This is a genomic window from Levilactobacillus parabrevis ATCC 53295, assembly GCF_001434055.1.
GTDB classification, from domain to species: domain Bacteria; phylum Bacillota; class Bacilli; order Lactobacillales; family Lactobacillaceae; genus Levilactobacillus; species Levilactobacillus parabrevis.
The window spans coordinates 1-21949 of sequence record NZ_AZCZ01000025.1; the positions used below are offsets into that span (position 1 = coordinate 1).

The 21949-nt window shown below is 50.1% G+C and carries 15 protein-coding genes; 4 read left to right on the plus strand and 11 right to left on the minus strand.

The genetic code is table 11. The annotated features are described in order from the left end of the window. Positions 1-452: 452 nt before the first annotated feature. The 8 genes from FD07_RS07655 to FD07_RS12350 form a co-directional block, all read right to left on the minus strand. Entirely contained in the window at positions 453-2516 is a 2064-nt protein-coding gene (locus FD07_RS07655; RefSeq protein WP_020089679.1) for an LTA synthase family protein, read from the minus strand. Between the two features lie 142 nt (positions 2517-2658). Continuing rightward, on the minus strand, positions 2659-2895 hold the full coding sequence (locus FD07_RS07660; protein WP_020089680.1) for a YkuJ family protein: 237 nt from the start codon (positions 2893-2895) through the stop codon (positions 2659-2661). An 86-nt stretch (positions 2896-2981) separates the two neighbouring features. Continuing rightward, positions 2982-4007: a lysylphosphatidylglycerol synthase transmembrane domain-containing protein gene (locus FD07_RS07665; RefSeq protein ID WP_020089681.1), complete on the minus strand. Its 1026-nt coding sequence runs from the start codon at positions 4005-4007 to the stop codon at positions 2982-2984. Positions 4008-4012: 5 nt separating this feature from the next. Continuing rightward, positions 4013-5035, minus strand: a complete 1023-nt coding sequence (locus FD07_RS07670) for a glycosyltransferase family 4 protein (protein ID WP_020089682.1) — start codon at positions 5033-5035, stop codon at positions 4013-4015. Between the two features lie 12 nt (positions 5036-5047). Next, positions 5048-6226, minus strand: coding sequence for a glycosyltransferase family 4 protein (locus FD07_RS07675; RefSeq protein ID WP_020089683.1), 1179 nt, complete (start codon positions 6224-6226; stop codon positions 5048-5050). 256 nt (positions 6227-6482) lie between these two features. Then, entirely contained in the window at positions 6483-8213 is a 1731-nt protein-coding gene (ptsP, locus tag FD07_RS07680) for a phosphoenolpyruvate--protein phosphotransferase (protein WP_020089684.1), read from the minus strand. Beyond that, positions 8213-8479, minus strand: a complete 267-nt coding sequence (locus FD07_RS07685; protein ID WP_020089685.1) for a phosphocarrier protein HPr — start codon at positions 8477-8479, stop codon at positions 8213-8215. The genes ptsP and FD07_RS07685 overlap by 1 nt, the downstream gene beginning before the upstream one ends. Before the next feature lie 167 nt (positions 8480-8646). Then, positions 8647-8847, minus strand: coding sequence for a hypothetical protein (locus tag FD07_RS12350; protein ID WP_027825988.1), 201 nt, complete (start codon positions 8845-8847; stop codon positions 8647-8649). Positions 8848-9523: 676 nt separating this feature from the next. Between FD07_RS12350 and FD07_RS07695 the strand changes: the two genes are divergently transcribed. Then, entirely contained in the window at positions 9524-11761 is a 2238-nt protein-coding gene (locus tag FD07_RS07695) for an ATP-dependent Clp protease ATP-binding subunit (protein ID WP_027825989.1), read from the plus strand. Positions 11762-11964: 203 nt separating this feature from the next. Then, positions 11965-13062 (plus strand): MucBP domain-containing protein, encoded by a 1098-nt coding sequence (locus FD07_RS07700; protein WP_020089689.1) that lies wholly within the window; start codon positions 11965-11967, stop codon positions 13060-13062. Between the two features lie 72 nt (positions 13063-13134). Here FD07_RS07700 and asnS read toward each other — a convergent pair whose 3' ends face one another. Further along, complete coding sequence (gene asnS, locus FD07_RS07705) at positions 13135-14526, minus strand: asparagine--tRNA ligase (RefSeq protein WP_020089690.1); 1392 nt, start codon at positions 14524-14526, stop codon at positions 13135-13137. Between the two features lie 387 nt (positions 14527-14913). Then, complete coding sequence (locus FD07_RS07710) at positions 14914-17523, minus strand: cation-translocating P-type ATPase (protein ID WP_020089691.1); 2610 nt, start codon at positions 17521-17523, stop codon at positions 14914-14916. A 324-nt stretch (positions 17524-17847) separates the two neighbouring features. Between FD07_RS07710 and FD07_RS07715 the strand changes: the two genes are divergently transcribed. Further along, positions 17848-18552 (plus strand): matrixin family metalloprotease, encoded by a 705-nt coding sequence (locus FD07_RS07715; RefSeq protein WP_020089692.1) that lies wholly within the window; start codon positions 17848-17850, stop codon positions 18550-18552. A gap of 204 nt (positions 18553-18756) precedes the next feature. On the opposite strand, the gene FD07_RS07720 is transcribed toward FD07_RS07715, so the two are convergent. Beyond that, on the minus strand, positions 18757-20190 hold the full coding sequence (locus tag FD07_RS07720) for a C69 family dipeptidase (protein WP_020089693.1): 1434 nt from the start codon (positions 20188-20190) through the stop codon (positions 18757-18759). A 308-nt stretch (positions 20191-20498) separates the two neighbouring features. Between FD07_RS07720 and FD07_RS07725 the strand changes: the two genes are divergently transcribed. Beyond that, positions 20499-21857, plus strand: a complete 1359-nt coding sequence (locus FD07_RS07725) for an FAD-dependent oxidoreductase (protein ID WP_020089694.1) — start codon at positions 20499-20501, stop codon at positions 21855-21857. Positions 21858-21949: the final 92 nt, after the last annotated feature.

Here is a 21949-nt window from a genome sequence, read left to right on the forward strand (position 1 = left end):
TGACAACTTTTAAAGTATATCATGTCGTCAAATTAGTGTCAACTGATTTTTTCAATATATTTTGAATAAATATTGAATTTTTGAAGCTCAGTTGAATAAATATTCTCAACAACGATTACTACTATATCAATTATCAGTCAGACCGTCAAGCCTTTTTTAAAATTAATTATGTCGCAATCTTTCGTTGCTGTTACAATGTTTGCCCTGTAATTGACAACAGAAAATAGTTTACCAATATCTGGGACTATGGTCAAGTGAAAAATGAATATTTACTGAAATTTGTTGCCGCCGCTGGTGAGAATCCCGTCAAGTCGGCGTTTGCGGCATGCAAAAATACCCACTTTCTTCCATTGCTTCCACAACGACGACTCAACTGGTCTAGGTACATGACGACAAAGAGCGACCAGACAAAAAGCCGCCACCGCGATTATGCGGTAACGGCCTCAACTCATTTACTTCAATTCTGGCGCATCAGTCTTATAGTCAGAAACAGTACTCTTCCCATTGTTCTGGGCAACAACACTCGTCTTCTCCTGCTTCTCCGCATCCGCCAAACGTTCCATCGCTGGCTTCAACTTGTAGGTAAATGAAGACTTATCGACCTTCTTAAAGTTCTTCGGTGTATAGAACCGCAGCAAGTCACCATAGATCACACGATCAGATAGGGACAGCTCGGTCGTCACGTGGTTCTGAAGCTTAGCCACAGCCTTCTTCTGTGCCGCCGTGAGCTGGAGCTCCTTCCCTGTCTTCGTATCGTAGACCGTTCCCCCGACTTTCATATACTTCGGTGAGACAAAGTTGCCATCACGGAAAGCAACCGTTTGATTACGGTTCTTGGCAAGCAGGTCCTGACCAAACTGGATGGTATCCGTATTTTTAACCCCTAACAGGTCCAATAAGGTTGGCAAGGCATCGATTTCACCACCATAGGTATGGTTAATCCCACCCTTCAGTCCATCTGCATGGATCATGAAAGGCACCTTTTGGAACTGGGTCAGATCATAACTCGTGATCTTATCCTTACCCAATAACTGGGCAATGGCTGGTCGGTGATTGTTCGAAATACCATAGTGATCCCCATAAGCGACGACCACACTATTCTTATCCAGCCCCGTCTTCTTCAGATAAGTCATGAACTCGGCAAACGACTGATCAAGATAGTGCGCTGTTTGCACGTATGGGTCCACAGTCTTATCCCCGGTCTTCGTTGCTGGGAAATCAGTATTCTTCTTATCTAATTCGTATGGATAATGGTTAGTCAACGTAATCAGCTTAGCGTAGAACGGCTGTGGGAGCTGCTCAATATACTTGGCCGACTGCTTAAAGAAGATTTTATCCTTCAGACCATACCCAACACTATACCCCGGCTTCTCCGTATAATAGCTGGAGCTAAAGAAGTACTGGTACCCCCAGGACTTATAGGTGTTGTCCCGGTTCCAAAAACTCGGCACATCCCCATGGAAAGCTGCCGTTGTATACCCATCCTCCTGGCTCAAGATAGCTGGTGCCGCTTGGAAGGTGTTCTGTGTACCGTAAGTCGTCATCGCCGACCCCTGAGGTAACCCGAACAGAGAGTTTTCCAGCATCATTTCTGCATCAGAGGTCTTCCCCTGAGCTACTTGATGATAGAAGTTATCGAACGACAACGTATTATTGTTATGGTAGAACTTATTCAACGTCGGCGTGACTTCCTTCCCATCAACCTTATAGTCGATCAGGAACTGCTGGAAGCTCTCCAAGTGAATAATGAAGACGTTTTTGCCCTTTTCCTTGCCGTAGTACGACACGTTAGGGCTGACCCGATTCTGTTTCAGATATTTCAAGACACTCTTCATATCAGAAGCGTTGGCACTCGCCCGGGTCGCACTTTCCTTCTGGGTCTGGTACGCGTTGAAGGCGGCGTATTCATTCAGTCCCAGGTACTTCACGATATAATTGTTATCAAACGTCCGCGTTAACAAGCCAGAACGATCCGCACTGGCCATTCCGAACTCCGCAAACATCAATGCAAATGACAACACCGTGATTGAGAAGGCGTACCGCCGTTTAAACGGTCGCGCATCGATTCTGATCACGTGCGTCACCAGTAAGACAATCAAAATAATAATGTCAATGTAAACAAAGAAATCATAGAGATGGGTGATCTGCGCCAGACTCTTGCCCAGGTTATTACCAACAGAACTCGATCCCTTCATGATCCCAAAGGACAAGAAGTCAGAGAATTCCCGATAATAGACCACGTTGGCAAAGATCCACGTGGATTCCAACACATCAATGATCAACATCAACCAATAAGCTAATCGCCCCCGGAAATACAGGGCGATCCCGAACACCAACAGAGCGGCCGGTAGTGGGTTAATGAACAGTAAAAACTGTTGAACATTCCCCTTGGCACCCAAGGTAAACTCGGTCTGATAGGCAATGTAAGTTTTTACCCAAAATAAAACGACGATCAACAGGAAAAATCCCATTCGGGTGTTTAACCAGTTCGTCTTCCGCTTAAAAAAGTTCGCCATTACGACTGCCTCCACATAAGAATTAACATCTCTCAAGTATAGCGGATATTGCGAGGTAATCAATCCGATTCCAGAACCTTTGGAAAAAATTCAATCTTTCCCCGATTATAAAAAAACAAAACTATGGCCGCCCATAGTTTTGTTAGTTATCCGTTAATAAATCAAACAGCTCAATAGCAACTAAATCGATGTTATCAAACTCAAAAGTTGTTTCCGGATTGTGTTCAGTTAAAGTGTACGTGTGCGTTGCCTGGTTAAATACGACCGTGGCTTGCTCAACGCCTTCTTTTTCAAAACGACGGGGTTGTGGCTCGTCGGTGGCATCTTCTTGCATCGCCTTTAAGCGATTAATAATGCCAATCAATTGAGATTCTTCCATGGTTGATCCCCTTTCTAGCTTTCCATAATGATTTTACCAAACTTACGGCCTGATGACACGCCCTAATGCAGAAAAACTCATGGAAATCATAAATCCGGCTCTTCAACGACCTTATCTGGCCGAATAACCATCGCCACCAGACCGGCCAGCATGCCAAAGTAGTAGGTCAACAAGCGCCATAAAATCATCGCTAAGACCAACTTACTATTTGAAGTAATATAACTCCTAAAGATCATTTCAAAGCTATACTCGGCCCCACCAGAGCCCCCTGGAATTGGAAACAGGGAAATGACCATCACAATGAGAACGTGGAAGCTGGTCACCATGACAATGTTGGCTGAGGTGTATCCCAGCGCGAGCATAATAAAGTAGGGAATCAGGTAGTAAACTGCCAGCTGAAAGAAGGTGATCACAAAGACCCGCAACATCAGCTTGCCCTTCCCACTGATTCGGACACTCTCTGCATAGAAAGAATCAATCTTACTATTCAGGTTGTCTTCGATCCGGTGGAAACGTTCCGCCTTCATGAACCAATGGAACGGGTACATTAAGACGCCGACCATCTTCTTGGTAAACGAATACCAGAACATAATCATCAGGAGGCCCACGATAACCGCCAAGTGAATGGTGAATCCAAAGACAACTAGCCACGCCAACGCGTGAAGCTTGTCCTGAATCTCCCGAAACCCAATGATCAAAGCAATGATAAAGTTAATGACGATCATCGATTGGTAGACCACAAACTTCATTAAGAGAACCGAACTGGCCTTACCCGCATCGATCCCAGTCTGCATCAACGCAAAAAGTTGTGCGGGTTGCCCACCGGATGAAAACGGCGTAATACCGTTAAATAGCTGTTCCACTAAGGGAATCCGAACAGCATCCTTAAACGTGAAGCCTTCGATCCGATCGGAAATAAAAACCTTCACGATCCATGACTCTAGCCCCAAATACAGGAGCATACAAAGAATGGCGACCCCAAACCACCAAAAATTGATGTGAACAAAATCGTTAACTAATACTGAAAACTTAATGTCACGGAGTGAATACGCAAAAATGGCAATCCCCAAGAGTAACATTAACACTAATACCCATTTATTTCGTCGTGACATGCAGTTTACCCCTCTTTTGCTTGCTGCGTATAGAACTTCCGCCAGATTTCGGTGAGGTATTCCTCAGAGTAACGGTCCGCAGCAGCGAGACTCTGCTGATGCCAATGTGCCAGTGCTGCTGGATCGTGTGGCAGGCGCTGAAGTTGCGCATTCATTTCATCGTAATCTTTGGCCGGCTGGTAATCCCCAGCAATAATCGCCTGGTACAGATCTAGATCCCGTAAGAGGACCGGTGTTCCCGTACTAAAGGCCTCCAGAACCGACATTGGAAAGAGTTCATTGAAGGATGGCAATAAAAAGAGATCGGCTAGATTATAATAGTCCACCAATTTATTCCGGTCGACAATGCCTGGAAAGCTCAGGTTAGCCGGCGGATTGTCGACAACCTTCTTCAGCTCGGCATAGCCGTCCGTCATCCGACCGAAGGAGAAGCCCCCGGCCCAGATGAACTGAACCTCCGGATTGTTCCGAGCAAGCTTAATAAAGTCAAAAAGGCCCTTACGCTCCTGAATCTGACCGATACCCAGTACCGTGAAACGCTTCGAATCATAACCGTAATGCGCCCGCAAAGCGACTTTCCGCTCCGCATCGACCGGATAAAATTCCTTACGACTCACAAAGTTGGGAATATACGTCACTCGCTCAGCAGGAATCCCGTACGCTACCAACTTAGGAATAAAGGTCGGGTTGACCACAACAATGTGATCCATCCGGCGGTAAAAGGCAATCACGTATTTATAAAAGATTGACCGGAACGGTTGTGGAATCTTCAGACTCCCCTCCAACGTTTCCGGCAGAAAATGAACATAACCAATCTTTCGACCACGTCCTGGTAGGAATGTTGACAGGTAGTAGGTCGGATTAATCGTGTGGTAATGGGTCACGTCGGCCCGACCATACTTGTTGACTGTCACGTCGAATTCATCCTTGAGCCGTGTTGCCAATAGATTCATTAGTTCATTGTAAGCACTCCCCACGCCCTGTCCCTTGACGGAATCGGCCTTGGAGAACATGTTAATTTTTAGCATTCAATTGCTCCTCTAATCACTAAAGTCCGGGGTATCTTCGTGCGTCGCTTCGTAGCTTGCCTGGGCATCCTGATAGAACTCAATGACCCGTTGGCCAAAGGTATCAGCAGAGATCTCCGCTAACTTACGCGCCAGCAGCTCTGGGTCCTGTTCTTCATTCCCATGCTTCAGGTAGTCCACCACATTGGTCACCATTTCATCCTCGGTCTTGAAGGTCACCCCAAGTGTCCGCTTCGACAGCAACTCATCGGTATACGGACTCGTCATGACCACAATCTTCGTTCCCGCCGCCATGGCTTCGATGTAGGTCAACCCCTGCGACTCCGAATCGGACGAAGACAAGAAGACGTTTGCCATGTGATAGTAACGAAAAACATCGTTATTATTCACCTGACCAGTAAATGAAATATGGTCGGTCAGACCGGCATCCTTCACCTGCTGTTCGAGGTCTTCTTTGGCTGGACCATCTCCAACGATTAGGAGTTGGGCATTGGGAACTTCTGCCAGAATTCGTGGCATAGCCGCAATGCTCTCCTTAATATTCTTTTCGTAGGCCAGACGACTCAACGATAGAATCACTGGTGTATCTGGTTGATAGCCTAACTCACACCGTAGATCGGCCGTATCTGGCTGTTCATACTGATGTAGATTGACCCCCGTTGGGATAATCCGAATCGGCGTCTTGACCCCATAATCAGTTAAGGTCGTTAACACCCGGTCACTCGGCGCCACCACCCCAGTTAAGTGGTAACAAAAGGCCAGGGTCGCTTGCTTGACGTGCACGGGCTTCAAAATCTTCCCGTTAGCGACGTAATGCAAGTAATCCTCGTACATGGTGTGGTAAGTATGTAGACAGGGAATCTCTAAGTTCCGCGCCACAAACTTCCCGATCCACCCCATCGAGAACTCCGTCTGAGTGTGGACAATATCCAAATTTAATTCCTTCGCAATTTGATAAGCTTGAAAGAGTCCCCGCACCGCGATCCGGCGATCCGTGAATGAGACGAACGGAATACTCGAAAAACGAAAGACATTCCGCTCATAAACGTTGCGCTCGACGTTTGGATCGGTCGTGGTAAAAATATAGACCTGATGCCCCTGCTTTTCCAGTTGATCTCGCAGCGTCTTAATTGATGTTGCGACCCCACTTACTTGAGGGAAATAGGTATCTGTAAATAAGCCAATGTTCATCGCCAATCCCCCTTGCGTCTGTGTTTGGCTAAAAATATTTAGAGTTTCGCTTTGTACAATTATCACAATTATATGGGTTTGGCTAGGGGATTGCAAACCGCAGCGGCCATCGCAAGAAAATCTCATCATTTGGCCATTCTTACGCGCTTACATTTCGCACACCCGTCAAACAATTTCGGTAAGCACCCATTAGCCACTCACGTCACTAGCAAAAAGGACATCCCCAGCAAAGCGGATGCCCTCACGCACATTTTATTCATTTCAGAACACCAGGGACCGCCGCCTGAACCATCGTCACGACCTCCTGGCTGGTACTGGCGGAATTCACCGTCGTCTCTGCCAGCGCCGCCAACTCGTGAGCGTCTAACTGGCTGATCAGCTGACGCGTCTTCGTAATCGCACTCGGCGCCATAGAGAACTCATCGAGACCCATCCCCAGCAAGAGCGGTAACGCAATCGGATCTCCCGCCATTTCACCACACATGGCAACGGGAATGCCCGCCGCGTGTCCTGCCGAAATGACATTATCGATTAAGCGCAGAATTGCCGGATGATAAGGCTGATACAGGTAAGCCACGTTCTGATTGGTTCGGTCAGCCGCCAGTGTATACCCGATCAAGTCATTGGTACCGATACTCATAAAGTCTACTTCATTAGCAAACCGGTCGGCCAACAACGCCGCTGCTGGCACCTCGACCATCATGCCCACGGCAATCTTTCCCATAGGAACCCGCTTCGCCGTCAGCTTAGAGCGTTCATCATCGTAAATGGCCTTAGCCTGTCGCAATTCATCCAGTGTCGCAATCATTGGAAACATGATACTCAGATGGCCAAACGCCGAGGCCCGAATCAACGCCCGCAATTGGCTTCGAAAAACCTGCTGGTGTGCAAGGCTTTGTCGGATTGCGCGTGCCCCCATAAAGGGATTGGCCTCGTTCTGTGACGGTCGGTAAGGAAGCTCCTTATCGCCACCAACATCCAACGTCCGAATCACGACTGGCCGAGGCGCCATTGTCTCCAAGACCTGACGATAGATGGCGAACTGTTCGTCCTCGGTTGGTAGATGCTGGGCGTCCAGGTATAAAAATTCCGTCCGGAACAGGCCCACACCTTCTGCACCGCCAGCCGTCACCCGCTTCAAATCCGTCAAAGTCCCCATATTAGCGGCTAGGGTCACGCCCACGCCATCCTTGGAAACCGTCTCGTGATGCGCCAATTTGTCTAACCGCCGCTGATTTTTCATGCGTTGCGTCATGGTTCGCCGCGCGACCGCAATCTCGTCCGCCGTCGGGCCAACCATCACATTGCCCTGGGTTCCATTGACAACGACCAATTCACCATTAGTCAGTGCCTGTGTCGCCGTCTGGGTACCCACGACCGCTGGCAAATTCAACGACCGCGCCAGAATTGACGAATGGGACGTGCGGCCACCGGCATCGGTCACGAACCCCAAAACCTGTTGTGAATTGACCGCGACCGCCTCACTCGCAATCAGGTCGTGTGTGACCACAATCACGGGCTGAGTGACGAGTGCCAGGTCCGGCAAAGTCACGCCTAACAAGTGCGCCGTCAACCGCTTCGCCACCGTTTGCCAGTTGGTCAGACGATCCTGCAAGTAAGGATTGTCGACAAGCGCCGTAAGTTCTTCCTCTACCGTCGTTGTGACCAGAGCCACCGCAAATTCAGCGTTGACGTGTTTTTCCCGGATATTCTGTTCGACATGTCCCATCAGGTCTTGATCCTTTAACATCGCTAATTGCGCAATAAAAACCTGGGCACGGTCAGCACCCAGGTTTTTATTTACACGAGTTTTTATCGTCTCAATCTCTGAAACGGTTGCTTCAAGGGCCTGATGGAATCGATTTAATTCGTAATCAAGATCAGTGATTGTCTGTTGAGAAACGTGAAGGTCTGGCTCATCCAGTCGGTAGACCCGACCGCAAGCCACCCCGTCACTGGCAGCAATCCCCTTGAGCATCGCCTTCATTAGTCAGACAAACCCTCTTTAGTCATGGTTTCAGCAATAGCAGTCATTGCATCAGCTTCGTCTTCACCGTCAGTCGTGATGGTGATGTCAGCGTTTTGGCCAACACCTAAAGACATAACACCCATGATAGACTTCAAGTTAACGGACTTGTCTTGGTATTGTAAGCTAACTTCAGAGCTAAACTTACTTGCTGATTGTACCAATAAAGTAGCTGGACGTGCATGGATACCAGTTTCTGCTGTTACATGAAATTCGCGTTTTTCCATAATTGATCGATCTCCTTTAAGCTTAGGTTGACTACTTACCGACGCGGTTCGCCTTGACCTTGCGCATTGGCCAAACAACCATTCAACGAGTCACGCCTACCTACTAAGAATATCAATGTAAGCCACAAATTACAAGTTATACATGAACCGCTTTCATCAAAATATCGTTATTCGCCGTCATTTCCGGCGTCATAATCGTAGTGATAGATGAGTTTGCCGTTCTTTTCAGCCTTGCCCACCACCCGTTTTCGCGTTTCGTAAGCCATAAAAGCTTTTTGAAATGCCGGGAAGTCTTCGGGGGTTACTTCGAACTGCTCAATTTTCTTATCTTTTAATTGATTCATTAAATCCGTAAAGTCTCGTGCCACTGTTTTTTCCTCCCTCGCTCTTCTTTGTCTGGTGAAAAATTGTCGCCTGCGGCTGCCAGGGATTCCGCTTGCTGTGGGGACGCTCCAGCCTGAGAAACGGGCTTCCGACTCAATTTGAAGCCACGAAGCCCCCGTGTCTTCAAGATTGCCCGTGCTGTAAACTGGCAAAAAACGCCAGTTAACACCACCTCCACGGCTAGCTACATCCCTGACCTCCTCCGGCTAAGATAACTTTTAACCACTAAATAACGCACTGCTGGTTCGCGAGCAAAAAGTCCGCCATTATAAGTCTTACTACTTTATTCAGGTACGTTATCCCAATGGCCCAATCTGCTGAGCCAAAGAACGCAAGCCTTACCACTAGTCTCAAACAACTATTATATCACCCTTCGCGTGCGTTCTCCCCTATCTTACGGGGCAAACGCGTGTCGGTCAAAGTATTTAAAAAATTTTTTCAATTTTGAAATGTTCATTTTAGCATTCTATTGTCGAGAGTGCTAAAATGAAGGCGTTCGTTAGAAATTTCCCGTAATACCGCGCATTTATCGTGCAAACAAAATACTTGCACGACCAGATGAACGCGTTATAATGTGGTCAATGGTCAAGAAAGGTCAAAGGCTTTTCGAAGGCCCGTGGAATTTCCACGAGAACTCCAGGCAAGAAAGGAGACGACAAGATGCTATGTCAAAATTGCCACCGCAATGAAGCAACGATTCACCTTTACATGAGTGTAAATGGGCAGCGGCAACAAGTTGACCTATGCCAAAATTGTTACCAGCTGCTGAAACAGCAACAATCAAACGATTCTGGAAATGGAGGTGGCCGCATGGCACAAGATCCATTCGGCTTTAATAACCTGGATGATATTTTCCGGGCAATGCAAGGCGGTGACAACAGCCAAGCTAATAATTTCCAACAAGCTTCCGGACAAGGTCGACCAACCCAACCTTCTGGCAACCAGGGCGGTTCCGGTAATGGCTTACTCAGTCAGTACGGGTTAAACCTCACCCAGTTGGCCAAAGATGGCAAAGTCGATCCCGTTATTGGCCGGGACAAAGAAACGGCACAAGTCATTGAAATCCTGAATCGGCGAACGAAGAACAACCCCGTGTTGATCGGAGAAGCCGGTGTTGGGAAGACGGCGGTCGTTGAAGGCCTTGCGGAACGCATTGTCGAAGGCAACGTTCCTCAAAAGCTCGCCAACAAGCAAATTATTCGCTTAGACGTTGTGTCCTTGGTTCAGGGAACTGGTATCCGTGGCCAATTCGAGCAACGCATGCAACAGTTAATGAAAGAGGTTCAAGCTAACCCCGACATCATCCTATTTATCGATGAAATCCATGAAATCATGGGTGCCGGGAATGCCGAAGGCGGCATGGATGCTGGTAATGTTTTGAAGCCAGCCCTCGCCCGTGGCGACTTCCAATTGATCGGTGCAACCACGTTAAGTGAATACCGCGATATTGAAAAGGACCAAGCCTTAGCACGGCGGTTCCAACCAGTTACGGTCGATGAACCAAGTGCTGACGAAGCCATTAAGATTTTAAAGGGTATTCAAAAGAAATACGAAGATTACCACCACGTTCACTACGACGATGACGCCATTGAGGCTGCCGTTCGCCTGTCTGATCGCTACATCCAAGACCGTTTCTTACCTGACAAGGCCATTGACCTGTTGGATGAGGCCGGTTCACGGAAGAACTTGACCATCAATATCGCCGACCCTAAGGCCATCGATGAAAAGATCAAGTCCGCTGAAGCACAGAAGCAAGCTGCCTTAAAACAGGAAGACTACGAAAAAGCTGCCTACTACCGCGACCAAGTCACGAAGTTGGAGAAGTCCAAGGAAACTGCCAAGGACGCCGACCAAAACGCTTCTGCCGAGGTTACGGTTAAGGACATGCAAGATATCGTGGAAGAAAAGACCAGCATTCCTGTCGGTGAACTACAAGCCAAGGAACAGCACCAACTCAAGAGTTTAGGTGCCGACCTTGAAAAGCACGTCATCGGCCAGAATGAAGCCGTCGACAAGGTTGCCCGGGCTATTCGGCGGAACCGAATCGGGTTGAACGGTACTGGCCGACCAATCGGTTCTTTCCTCTTCGTCGGCCCGACCGGTGTTGGGAAGACGGAATTAGCCAAGCAATTGGCCAATGAACTCTTTGGTTCCGAGGACGCCATGGTTCGCTTCGACATGTCTGAGTACATGGAGCCGCATTCCATTTCTAAGCTGATCGGGTCACCACCTGGCTATGTTGGCTACGAAGAAGCTGGCCAGCTTACCGAACAGGTTCGGCGTCATCCATACACGTTAATTCTGTTGGATGAAATTGAAAAGGCCCACCCCGACGTCTTGAATATGTTCTTACAGATTCTGGACGACGGCCGGTTGACTGATTCTCAAGGCCGGACGGTTTCCTTCAAGGATACGCTGATCATCATGACCAGTAACGCCGGTACCGGTGATGCCGAAGCCAACGTTGGTTTTGGCGCCGCTGCCGAAGGAACCACCCACTCTGTTCTGGGGAACCTGACCAACTACTTCAAGCCAGAGTTCTTAAACCGGTTCGACGATATCGTTGAGTTCAACTCCCTGAGCATGGAAAACCTGATGCACATCGTTGACTTAATGATTGTTGACGTTAACCAAATGTTGGCAGGCCAAGGCCTCCACATTCACGTTACCGCGCCGGTTGAGGAACAACTGGTCAAGAAGGGGTACAATCCTGCGATGGGGGCTCGGCCACTACGGCGGGTCATCCAAGAAGAGATTGAAGACCGGATTGCCGACTTCTACCTGGACCACGGGGACGTTAAGAACCTCGTTGCCAAGATTGAAGACGGTAAGATCACGTTGGCTGCTGACACGGATGCTAATGCCGCAGCTAGTGATTCCACGTCAAGTAACGCTTAATCACGAATTTTTGAAGGTGTTCAGCCATGAGAGCTGAGCACCTTTTTTGTCAGCACATTCAGCTGAAGACCACCCCACCATTTTCTGTTCACACCAGTCCCCTTACTGAGCCGATTAGAAAAAATCTGATAGCGTTCACATGTTGGCGTGGCCGGGAAAAATGGTATACTAGATTTTAAAGGAAACTTCTGGAGGTGAATGGCATGGCATTTTTTGACTGGTTACGACGGATGATTGAACCGAAGCCCCGACGCGAAAACATTTCGCAGCCGGTAGCACCACGCCGCCGTCGTCAACCAATCCCGGCTCCAGCAGAACCCGTTGCCCCCAGCCAACCGGCTGTAACGCCACCCGTTCTGACTGACCACGCTGTCACCTTAAAACACGCCGTCCAACAGCCGCGGCCCGAGCCGACTGCCACGTTAGTGATTCGCTTGGTGGATGAACACAATCATCCGCTTCAACCGGCTCTTATCTTAACGGGGTCACTTAACCACCCCGTCCGCTGCCGATTCCCGGAGATTCCGGGGTACGCGCTCTCACGGATTCACGGCTTTACTCAGGACTTTATCAGTGAATATGGCCTGACGACCGCTATCTATCGTCGCTTGCTGGGCAAACCGATCATCGCCTACCTGGTCGACTTCGACTCCGGTCGCTTGCTAGAGCTTCCCCAGATTCACCGGGGCGCCCTTTCTACGAGCTACGCGCTAACACCACCCGTTGTCAGCAACTATCACATCTTCCAAGCGCAGGGTCCACAACGCGGTAAATTCTCCACGCACGCCCAACGCGTTGTGTATTTCTATCGCCGTGACAGCTGGGAGACGGTCCAACGCGTTCAACAGTACGTCTTCCTTCAGGCGGATCATCTAGTCTACGATGGTCCAGACGGCACGGCATACGGCTATCAGTTCCCCGCCGACTCACTCTGGCGGCTGTTCATGATCATCACGTTGACGGATGGCTCAGTTTGGTACAATCTCGGTGGCAGTCAGTGGCTGAGTGCGACTGAAACCACTCGCCGAGACCACCAACTGGCCCACCCGGCTTTGACGCAGAAACGCGCTTGGCATCCCGAAGACTTTGCCCGAATCGGCTCGGTCGATTACGTTCCCGGTGCCGCAGTCTCCATTTATACGGAACCATACGGCGAAACCGCTGGCCAACTCGAGCATGGTGAGCCGCTGGACATCCGTGGCCGGATCGTTGATGATCAGCAATTGGTCTGGTATCAAATTGGACCGGAAGCTTACATCAACGCGCGATACGTGCGCCTCGTCCCTACCGAAACCATTTAAAGCTAAAAATAAAAGTGTCACCGCAAATCTTTCAACAGATTTGTGGTGACACTTTTTGATTCGATAAGCTTATTAGAATTCAGCGTTACCTGGAGTCCGTGGGTAAGGGATCACGTCGCGGATGTTTTCCATCCCCGTCACGTACATCAGTAACCGTTCGAAACCAATTCCGTAACCGGAGTGCTTGGTTTCACCGTACTTCCGCAGATCCAAGTACCATTGGTATTCTTCCTGTGGTAAGTGGTTATCCTTGATCTTCTTGGCCATTTCAGCTTGACGTTCTTCACGTTGACTCCCACCGATCAATTCACCGATACGGGGAACCAATAAGTCAGCGGCTGCGACAGTCTTACCATCGTCGTTATCGCGCATGTAGAAAGCCTTGATTTCACGTGGGTAATCCGTCAGGAAGGTTGGCCGCTTGTAGACCTGTTCACACAGGTAGCGTTCGTGTTCGGCTTGTAAGTCGAGCCCCCAGTAAACGGGAACATCGAACTTAACAGGCGCCTTTTCCAGCTCTTCAATGGCTTGCGTGTAGGTAATCTGCGCAAACTTTTCGTCGATGGTCTGGTGAAGACGGTTCAACAGATCGTCATCCACGGCGTTGTTCAGGAATTCCAATTCATCCTTGGCGTGGGCTAAGAGGTACTTGACCACGTGCTTCAGGAGACTTTCGGATTCGTTGATCACGTCTTGCAAGTCAGCAAAGGCCATTTCTGGTTCAATCATCCAGAATTCTGAGGCGTGACGAGCCGTGTGCGAATTTTCAGCCCGGAAGGTTGGGCCAAACGTGTACACGTTCCGCAAAGCCAAAGCGAAGGCTTCCACGGGAAGTTGACCACTGACCGTCAAGTTTGTTTCCTTCTTGAAGAAGTCTTGGCTGTCATCAACCTTGCCGTCGTCCGTCTTAGGCAAGTTGTTCATGTCTAACGTGGTGACCCGGAACATTTCCCCGGCCCCTTCGCTATCACTACTGGTAATGATTGGCGTGTTAACGTAGGTGAAGTCATTTTCCTGCAGGTATTGGTGTACGGCAAAGGCCGTCAGTGAACGGATCTTGAAGACCGCGTAGAACGTGTTGGTCCGTGGCCGTAGGTGCGCCATCGTCCGCAAGTATTCGTAGGAGTGCTTCTTCTTTTGCAGTGGGTAGTCACTATCGGAGGCCCCTTCAAGCACAACTTCTTCGGCATGAACTTCGAAAGGTTGCTTGGCGTCTGGCGTGTAAACGACCGTCCCCACAACCTTGATCGTAGAACTCAGTGGCAACTTCGTCATTTCGGCGTAGTTCTCCAGATCACTCTTCATCACGATCTGTGCGTGCTTCAAGCAAGAGCCATCGTTCAATTCGATAAAGCCCACGCGCTTAGAGCCCCGCACCGTCTTCACCCAACCGTGCAGAACAACTTGTTCGTCTTCGGCAAAGTGCCGGTCGCTAAATAAATCTTTAACCAAAATTTCTGTCATCATATTCTCCTTCTGTCGTACCCATAAAAAAAGACCCATCATCCCTATCACTAGGGACGAAAGATCTTTCCGCGGTACCACCCAAATTGTTTTTAATTCAAAACCAACTTTAAACAACGTACTAACATACGTTCCGCTTGATAACGTAGCGGTCACGGCGCGGCCTACTTTTGATTCAGCCTGCAACGAAAGCGGGGTTATCCAGATTGGGCGATCAACTAAGCTCTCACTATCCTTAGTTCGCTAGGCACCGGTGACCAATCTGGCGTTGTCCGTTTCAATTGTTTTTGATTTATGCAACTGTTGTCAGATTAGCACAAATCGGGACGGGACACAACCGAAATCTATCTGTGTGTGGTGGAACTCCGCTCTTCTCAAGTTTAATTTTCAGTCTTCAACCAACCGATTGCCCATTGATTGGGCCCGTTGCCCCCAGCGCTTCTTAATTTCCAAGACGAGCGTTGGGATGAAGACGCCGACCACAACGAGTACCCAGCCACCGACTGGCAGTGCAACGAGGCCGAAGAGCCCTTGGAGCCCCGGAACCACTGCCACAACAATCAGCAAGCTAATCGTGACCAGTAGTGCTCGGTTAAGCCGTGGGTTCCGTTTTAGACTGGCCCACGTCAACGGTTGACGATCCTTAATGGCGTAGATGTCAATCATAGAACCAATCGCCAGGATCAGGAAGGTTACCGTCATGCCGACCGCTGGCTGGTTAGCCGCTAGAACGAAGCGTCCCAGCCCGTAAGCCCCCAGTGTCAGGAACGTAAACGTCACGGCACGGGTTGCCAGTCGACCACCTAGGCCACGAGCGAAGAGGCTTTCGTCGTTAGCCACCGGTGGCTGTTGCATTGCGGCCTTTTCGCCAGGTTCTCTGCTCAGGTAGAAACCAGGAATACCATCGGCTAAAACGTTGATCAGCAGGAGCTGTTCGGCCAACAGTGGCGCGCCCCAGCCCATCAGGACCGAACCAACCATCAGGAAGATCTGAGCGAAGTTGACCCCCACCAGAAATTCGACGGCCTTGAGGATGTTTTGATAGACCGTCCGCCCTTCCTTCACCGCCGAGATGATCGTCGCGAAGTTGTCATCCGTCAGGACCATGTCCGCGGCACTTTTGGACACTTCTGTCCCGGTAATTCCCATGGCGATACCCACATCGGCGGCCTTTAAGGCTGGCGCATCATTCACGCCATCACCCGTCATCGCGACCGTGGCGCCGGTCTTCTGCCAAGCCTGAACGATTCGAATTTTATCGGTCGGCGATACTCGCGCATAAACGGCAATGTTTTTGATCTGCCCATCGAGCTCGGCATCCGTCAACGTCCGGAGTTCATCCCCGGACATCACCAGTTGCCCCGGTGACAGTAAGCCAATCTCTTTGGCGATGGCCTCGGCCGTCACCATGTGGTCGCCGGTAATCATAATAGGCTTGATACCGGCGGCCTTCGCCTCCCGAATCGCCGTGATAACCTCTGGCCGTGGTGGATCGATCATTCCCACGATCCCCGCAAACGTCAGGTGTTGCGTCAGGTCGGCCCAGTTGATGGTGTCGCCAGCCGATACGACCCGGTAGCCGACCGCTAGAACCCGTAACGCCTCCTGACCGAACGCATCGTGAGCCCGTTTGGCCTGCACGAATTCCGCTGGCTGCCAGTCAACGGGTAAGCGATCAAAGGCCCCTTTGACCACGACCAACCGACGACCATCCTTTAATTGATGGAGCGTTGCCATGGTCTTCTTCGTGGAGTCAAACGGATCTTCGGCGAGTCGCGGCGCCGTTGCTTCAAAGCCCTTACGGCTGGCATCATTTTTAGCTAACCAGCGAACGATGGCCAATTCAGTGGGGTCACCCACCGTTTCTTCCTCGCCGTTAACCATTTGAATTTCAGCATTGGTCACTAACCCCAAGTAACGCATGAGGTCCTTACCGGCGTGCGTCATTTCCGTAGCCGCCGTGACTGACTTGGCGCCCGGCGTCCAGTAACGGGTGATGGTCATCTGGTTCTGCGTCAACGTTCCCGTCTTGTCGGAAGCAATCACGTCGACCCCACCAATCGTTTCAACTGCATTAACCCGGCGCATGATGGCGTTACGCTTAGCCATCCGCTTCACCCCGTGAGCCAAGCTGATTGTCACGATAATCGGCAGCGTTTCAGGAACGGCCGCCACCGCCAAGGAGATCCCAATCATGAGGCTGTCGGCCAGCCCCTGGTTTTGCATCCAAATACTCAGGGCAAAGATGGCCATTCCACCCATGACGGCAAATGTCGTCAGCCAACCGGAAAGCCGATTCAAACGGCCCTGTAGCGGTGTTGCTCGCTTCTTCGTTTTATTCAAAAGCCCGGCAATCTGTCCCAGCTCCGTTGCCATCCCAGTCGTCACGACCTGAATGACAGCCGTGCCGGCCGTCACCGCGGTACCGGAAAAGACTTGCTGGTTTTCCTTAGCACCGTCGGGTTTGTGTAACGCCACCTTGTCGACCGGTACACTTTCACCGGTCAGAACGGCTTCATCCACGGCTAAATTAGTACTGGACAGGACCACCCCATCGGCCGGGACTTGATCTCCCGCCTTCAACAGGACCAGGTCACCCGGAACCACGTCCTTCGCGTCAATCGTCTGGGCAATGTTTTCCCGCCGCACGGTCGTCGTGGGCAAGCTCATCGATTGCAACGCTGCCAGTGCCTTTTCGGCCGAGGCTTCCTGATACATTCCGATAATCACGTTGATGACCAGGATCGACCCAATGACGATGGATTTCGTCCAACCGCCACCTTGGAAAAGTGCCATGTAACTGGCTAACGCCACGGCAAATAATAGCACGAGCGAGGATACATCCGCTAAATGATGTCCAATTTGACGCCAAATACTAGCCTTTTTAGCAGCCACCAATTGGTTACTGCCAAATTCTTGCCGCCGCGTCTGGGCCTCTTGGGCCGTCAGCCCTTGCTGGGGTGTTAAATTTAAAGTCGTCATCTCTTCTCTCTTCATAAGTTATGCCTCCGTTTATTGAATAATTTATCGTTCCGATTACTATACTCTTATTAAACCGTAAAAGTTTGGCCAGACTGCGGGAGAATTGTGAAGAAAAATAGAACATTGTATTTTCTATTTACGGTATGACTAATTATGCGCTGGATATGTTGCCCGTGCATTGGCCTCCCTTTTTATAATTTTTTCAATATTCACAGCAACAATCGTCACGCCCCTAAATTTGTGAGGCGTCCTAGTTGCCATGCTGAACCAGATACCCTAGAATCAAACTAATCACTACCGGCTACCATGAACGGGGCCGCGCAGAAAGGAAGCATCGGTGTGAAACTACTCAGACGCCTGCTCATCGTGACCCTCCTAGCAGTGGGGCTCTTTATTCTCAGCAATTGGCAGGCCCTCTCCACGCAATTTACTTACTACCAAACGGCCATCACGGGTCTCCTTACCCACCAGGGAACGCGCAAGGCCGACAACTACCAAACCAGCGGCTATATTCTCCGCAATCCTAAAGACGCGACCACCAAAACCGGAGCAGACGACACCCCGGTGGAAAGTGCCGTCCAGGGACTACTCCTCCAACAAAAGTATTACTACCACTACGCGACTGGTACCCCTGCCAAGGCCCGGGCAGTCTTCGCCGAGGCGGTTAAACTCTATAATCAGCCCGGAATTGTCCAGCTGACCGAGGGGCCCGGATCGACCACGACCAACCGGATCACGTTTGGCGTCTACCACCACAAGGAGACCGGCAAAAAGAATACAATTGAGCTGGGACAAGGTGGCCCACAGATTACGCAACGCATCAGCTGGCAGGGAATCCTGACTACCAACACGGCTACGGCCAAGCTCAACGCCACCTACCCCCAATCCTTCAAGCAATCCGTGGCCGTCCACGAACTCGGCCACGCCCTGGGACTCGACCACAGTTCGGACAAGACCTCCGTCATGACCCCAATTGATCAGGGCCGCACCCAACTGTCGACCGCCGATCTGAAGAGTCTGCGAGCCATTTACGATAAAGGTTAAGCTCAGGCGTCCGCGTACTCGTTAAGTCACCTTTTAATCTAAACAAATAGCGCCCCCACTGGCTTGTCAGCCAAACTGGGGGCGCTATTTCAGCAACAATTTAAATTTAATGCGACAAAATCCGATATTTTTACATTAGTAGTAAGTATAGGCGCATTGGAGAGGTACGCAGCACACCCTCCGCCTGCAGGTTACCACCACTGTTTACAGGTTGATATCCATGTTGAACGTCAGGCGAGACAGCGTCAGCCCCTTTTCGATGAGGTCGTTCGTAAACTTCGTTGTCGTCTTCCGCATGTCGGCCGTTACTTGATGGTTTTGCGTCGTCAAGAAGGCCGTCAATTCGTCACCAGACAGGCCCTTAGCACCTTTCAGTGCTTGGTCCACGTGAGTCCGCAAGCTTTCCTTAGCGGCCGTCACGTAATCCGTATCCTGTTCGATGAAGTCGACGTAGTGAGATTCCACAATCATCGACAACTTCCGGTACATCCAGTAAGCACTAACGTCGTCCAAGTGAACGGGCGTGCTGCTGTATGAAGGATCGGTGTCGGTTGCGTTGGCAAAGAATGGCACGTATGGGCTAAAGGCTGGGACCCCAAAGCAGACCCACATAATAGCGGAACTTTCCTTGGGCACATCGTTGCGTAGCTGTAAGACGTGGGAGTTCTGCGTCCGGTTCATCGAAATTGGCCGGAATTTCAGGCGGTCAGCATCGTCGCCGGGGCCTAATGGATCGTACTTCGTTTCGTTATAGTGAGAACTCAAAATGTATTCAACATCTTCCACACTGATCTTGTGGCTAGTCCGGCAAATAAATGGCAGATCACTGGATTGGGGGTCCTGCTTAATTTCTGGGTTCAAGCAACGTTGACCGAACCAAACCCGTGGCGTGTTGTAGTGCCGGTCTTTTTCGGTACTGGTCCCAAAGATATGACGGAAGTCCCAGCCGTCTTGGTCGGGGTTCAGGTGATTTTCGCTGACAAATTCTTGAATGCCTTCAGAGTACATGAAGTTGTCGGGATCATCAAACGTCACTTGTTGAATGGCCACTTGGTTGGCGGCTACCGCATAGGCATCGTCCGGAATCCGCTGGGCAACCCAGTGGTGACCGGTAACAATTTCCATGTACCAGACCTCATCGTTGTCGGAGAACAGCACCCCATTGCCTTCCGGTGAACCGTATTCCTTGATCATCTTACCCAAGTAACGGACACCATCACGCGCGGAGTTGATGTAAGGCAGAACCATCGTCTGCAGAGAATCTTCAGCTAAACCGTTAGCAACTAAGGGATCGAATGCCAGTGCCTGAGGATTACCGTAAACACTTTCGGTGGCACTCATCGCAACGTTCTGCGAGTTGATCCCACTTTCGGCGTATTCACCGGTCTTGTCGGTCTCAACGTTAGGCGTTGCCAGGTAACGGTAACCGTCGCTAGGAATGGGCGCCGTGAACCCGTTTTGATTAGAGACCCAGGTCCGCTTTGGTTGATCCTTCTCTGCGGGATGCACGTAGAACCGTTGGGGCGTCAGGGCTAAAAAGGTATCATCATTTCTGGCGATCAGTGTTGACCCATCAACCGTTGCTTTTTTACCGACGAGCACCGTGGTGCAGGCGGTCAGATGTTTTGCTGCTTTCATTACAACTACCACTCCTTCTATAACTATCGTCTTGCGGAAAACGCCGGTTGCGTCTGGCCATCACCACACCCCGCCGTCGTACGCCGCAAGACCGAAAACTCTTCACCAAATAGTCTACTCTTAATCCCCACTGAACACTAGCCGCCAGAAATTCTTTCCGTCAATAATGGTTACACATTTAGAAATGTGTTGACTTTTCGCCTAAGTTGTCTAAAATGAAGTTGTAACCAATTGATTTATATTTTTTTGACACAGTTTGTGAAATATCTTTCAATCCATTTAAAAAACTTGTTTGGGAGGCTACATTTATGAAAGTCACAGTTGTTGGTTGTACGCATGCCGGTACCTTTGCCATTAAACAGATCCTAGCGGAACATCCAGATGCCGAGGTGACCGTCTACGAACGCAATGATGTCATCTCTTTTCTGTCCTGTGGGATTGCATTATATCTCGGTGGCAAGGTCGCCGATCCACAAGGCCTCTTCTATTCCAGTCCCAAAGAATTAGCCGGTCTGGGCGCCAACGTGCAAATGAACCACAACGTCCTCAACATTGACCCTGAAAAGAAAACGGTTACGGTTGAAGACTTGAACACTCATGAACAAACAACTCAGGACTATGACAAGTTAGTCATGACCTCTGGCTCCTGGCCAATCGTTCCTAAGATTCCAGGTATCGACAACGCCAAGGTCAAGCTCTGCAAGAACTGGGCCCACGCTCAGACGCTGATCGAAGAAGCCAAGAGTGCTAAGCACATCACGGTCATCGGTGCCGGCTATATTGGTGCCGAACTAGCCGAAGCCTACTCGACCACCGGCCACGAGGTGACCTTGATTGACGCTATGGATCGCGTGATGCCGAAATACTTCGACAGCGAGTTCACCGACGTCATTGAACAAGACTACCGTGACAATCACGTGCAGCTTGCCTTAGGCGAAACGGTGGAAAGTTTTGATGATAACGCCGCCGGGCGCTTAACCATTAAAACCGATCATGGCAGCTACGATACCGATCTCGCCATCTTGTGTATCGGTTTCCGGCCCAACACCGACCTGCTCAAGGGCAAGGTCGATATGGCAAAGAACGGCGCCATCATTACCGATGACTACATGCGTTCCTCAAATCCCGATATCTTTGCCGCTGGAGACAGTGCCGCTGTGCACTACAACCCAACGCATCAAAACGCCTACATTCCGTTAGCTACGAATGCTGTGCGGCAAGGTATTCTAGTCGGTAAGAACCTGGTTAAGCCAACCGTGAAATACATGGGGACGCAATCCTCATCCGGCCTGGAACTCTACGGTCGGACCATCGTATCCACTGGGTTGACCTTAGCTTCAGCTAAACAACAGGGAATCAACGCCGAACAGGTCATCGTTAAGGATAACTACCGCCCTGAATTCATGCCAACCACGACACCCGTACTGATGTCGTTGGTCTACTCCCCAGATACCCGGCGGATCCTCGGTGGCGCCCTGATGAGCAAGTACGATGTATCTCAATCTGCCAACACACTGTCCGTTTGCATCCAAAACGACAACACGATTGACGATTTAGCCATGGTTGACATGCTCTTCCAGCCTAACTTCGACCGGCCATTCAACTACCTGAACATCGTGGCACAGGCCGCCCAAGCCCAAGCTGACAAATTAACGTCGGTAGACTAGCTCCCCCTCCTAATTTAATTTAAGTCAAAATAAATCACCCGCGAGTTTACACATCGCGGGTGATTTTTAACTATCGGTTAGCGTTCGCCCTA